We start from the raw sequence: 1879 nt of genomic DNA, 5'->3' as shown, positions 1-1879 counted from the left end.
TTTAGCCGGTGAAGTTGAGGAGGACTTTGCCGGATTGGGCGGAGTTGCGGGCGATGTCGAAGGCTTCGAGGGCGTCGGTGACGGGGTAGTCGTGGGTGATGACCGGGCCGATGTGCAGGGTGCCGTCGGTCAGGGCGGTGATGACCTCGTCGATTTCGTCGTTGAACCGGAACGAGCCTTTGAGGTCCAGTTCCCGGGTGATGGCCAGGGAGATCAGGACCGGCTGGGCCCCGGTGGGCAGCAGCCCGACCATGACCACGGTCCCGCCCCGGGCCGCGCCCTGGATCGCGGAGGCCAGGCCGTGGTGGTTCCCGGAGGACTCGATCACGACGTCGGCCTGGACCGCGGCGATCGCCTCCGCGTCGGTCGCGTTCAGGACCTCGTCCGCGCCCACCGCCGCGGCGATCTCCAACGGTTTGGCGTGCATGTCCACCGCGACGATCCGGGCCGCGCCGGCACGTTTGAGAACAGCGACCGCCAACGCCCCGATCGGGCCGGACCCGATGACCAGGGCGGTTTTGCCGGCCACGTCCCCGGCCCGGGCAACGGCGTGCCAGGCCACCGACGCGGGTTCGACCAGCGCCGCGGTCCGCACATCCAGGGTGTCGGGCAGGGCCCGGAGCATCCGCACCGGGAGGCTCACGTACCGGCTGAACGCCCCGTCCGTGTGCGGGAACCTCGCCGCGGACCCCAGATACGTGCACCCCGGCGACAGATTCGGCCGCCCCGCCGGGTACTTCACCGTCCCGTCTCCGGGCCCGGGGGTGGCCGGGTGCACCGCCACCGGCGTCCCCGCCGCCGGGCCGGTCCCGTCCCCCGCGGCCCGGACCACCCGCCCGGAAATCTCATGGCCGAGGACCAGCGGGGCCTTCAGGACCGACTCGCCCGCCGCGCCGTGCAGCCAGTAATGCAGGTCCGACCCGCAAATCCCCCCGTACAGCACCTCCACCACCGCCTCATCCGGCCCCGGCGCCCGCAGGGCAATATCCTCGACCCGCAGGTCCCCCTTGCCGTGCGCCACCACCGCCGGACCCGAGACCGGCAGTTTATGCGTGCCGTCCGCTGCTGTTGGTGCTCCTGCTGTTGTTGATGCTGCTGCCTGGGTCATCAGACCACCACCGTCATTCCGCCGTCGATAAAGATCGTCTGCCCGTTCACGAAATCAGACCCGGACGAGGCCAGCCACACCGCCGGACCCGCCAAATCCTGCACCGTGCCCCACCGCGCCGCCGGGGTCCGGCCCAGAATCCAGGCATTGAACTGCTCATCATCAACCAGGTTCTGCGTCATCTCGGTATGGATATACCCCGGCGCGATCCCGTTGATCTGCAGCCCCGACCCCGCCCACTCAGCCGTCATCGCCCGGGTCAGGTTCCGCAACCCGCCCTTCGCCGCAACATACGGCGCGATCGTGGGCCGGGCCAGGTCCGTCTGCACCGAACAGATGTTAATGATCTTCCCCCGCCCCCGCGGGATCATATGCCGGGCCGCCTCCCGCCCCACCAGGAACGCACTGGTCAGATCCGTGGAAATCACCCGCTCCCAGTCCTTCACATCCAAATCCAGCATCGGCACCCGGTGCTGGATCCCGGCATTATTCACCAGAACCTCCAACGGGCCCACATGCTCCTCCACCCACGCCACACCCGCCGCGGCCGCCGCATCATCCGTGACATCAAACGCCACACCATGCACCCGCCCCGGCGCATACCCGGCCGCCATCACAGCCTCGGCAGCCTTCAGCCGCTCAGCATTCACACCATTCAGCACCACCGTCGCCCCCGCATCAGCCAACGCCCGCGCCAACGCATTACCTATCCCCCGACTCGAACCAGTCACCAACGCAACCCGCCCGGTCAAATCAAAAAGTGACGTCATG

2 protein-coding genes are annotated in these 1879 nt (G+C 68.7%); both read right to left on the bottom strand.

Annotated elements, in window-relative coordinates; genetic code table 11:
• Position 1: 1 nt before the first annotated feature.
• A complete protein-coding gene (locus ARGLB_RS00050; RefSeq protein ID WP_003797459.1) occupies positions 2 to 1108 on the bottom strand; it encodes an L-idonate 5-dehydrogenase in 1107 nt (368 codons plus the stop codon).
• Positions 1108 to 1878 (bottom strand): SDR family oxidoreductase, encoded by a 771-nt coding sequence (locus ARGLB_RS00045; RefSeq protein WP_043417527.1) that lies wholly within the window; start codon positions 1876 to 1878, stop codon positions 1108 to 1110. Before ARGLB_RS00045 ends, ARGLB_RS00050 begins: the two co-directional genes overlap by 1 nt.
• Between the last annotated feature and the right edge of the window lies 1 nt (position 1879).

This window comes from Arthrobacter globiformis NBRC 12137, from assembly GCF_000238915.1.
Taxonomy (GTDB): Bacteria; Actinomycetota; Actinomycetes; order Actinomycetales; family Micrococcaceae; genus Arthrobacter; species Arthrobacter globiformis.
The sequence above is the reverse complement of the archived record's forward strand: the minus strand, read 5'-3'. Positions and strand labels throughout refer to the sequence as shown.

Excerpts from the sequence above, each read along its gene's own strand:
- ARGLB_RS00050 (WP_003797459.1), bottom strand. The coding sequence starts at position 1,108 with ATGACCCAGGCAGCAGCATCAACAACAGCAGGAGCACCAACAGCAGCG.
- ARGLB_RS00045 (WP_043417527.1), bottom strand. The coding sequence starts at position 1,878 with ATGACGTCACTTTTTGATTTGACCGGGCGGGTTGCGTTGGTGACTGGT.